A 351-nucleotide genomic window follows, 5' to 3' on the forward strand; every position below is an offset into this window, starting at 1 on the left:
GACTGGTACCAACTGCTGGAAGTTTGCGCGCTATTCTCTACCCTTATCGGTGATGCTGATGGGCTGTATGATCCGCAGACCTACAATGATCGGCTGTTGCTGGGATTGAAGGGAACCATGTCGGAAGCCGAGTTGCATATCCTGAAACAGCGGATGTCAGAGGGCAGAAAGGCCAAGGCCCGGCGTGGTGAGCTCAAATTTGCGTTGCCGATGGGCTACATGAGAGACCTCGGTGGGACGGTGATCAAGGATCCGGACGCTCAGGCCCAAGCGGCCATCGCGACCGTCTTTGAGCAATTTTCCCGGTGTCGCACAATCAACGGGGTCTTGCAATATCTGGTCACTCACCAG

At 55.6% G+C, this 351-nt stretch carries 1 protein-coding gene; it reads left to right on the forward strand.

Annotated features, from left to right (window positions below):
• Window positions 1–351, forward strand: a 351-nt coding sequence (locus LPW29_RS15425; RefSeq protein ID WP_238628742.1) for a recombinase family protein, incomplete at both ends; no start/stop codon positions are given.

It is taken from the genome of Ectothiorhodospira sp. 9100, assembly GCF_022227565.1.
Taxonomy (GTDB): domain Bacteria; phylum Pseudomonadota; class Gammaproteobacteria; order Ectothiorhodospirales; family Ectothiorhodospiraceae; genus Ectothiorhodospira; species Ectothiorhodospira marina.